We start from the raw sequence: 281 nt of genomic DNA on the forward strand, positions 1-281 counted from the left end.
ATCTGAACTGATGCGTAAAGGGTGGGCATTCGTTGCATTGATCGCGCTCGTGGGTATCGGCGGCTTCGCGCTGTCTTGGACCGGAACGGAGGACGACGTGAAAAGTGATTTCACAATCTACATGGAGGAACCAATCGTCAGGGAGGGGGGCGTGGTGATCATCCAGCCTGAGGCGGTTGATCTGGAGGGCGATGAATTTACCAAGCTTACGACCGGAACCCACGAGCTGACGATCTCGTCGCAGGTTACCATTGTGCGTATTCAGTATCCACGCGACGGGA

Annotated in this window: 1 protein-coding gene; it reads left to right on the forward strand. The window is 55.5% G+C overall.

Features of this window, described 5'->3' with window-relative positions:
* Positions 1-281: hypothetical protein (locus tag ACG74X_RS21335; RefSeq protein WP_411237331.1), on the forward strand; the 281-nt coding region annotated here is incomplete at both ends.

The organism is Marivita sp. S0852 (assembly GCF_046591575.1).
GTDB lineage: Bacteria > Pseudomonadota > Alphaproteobacteria > Rhodobacterales > Rhodobacteraceae > Marivita.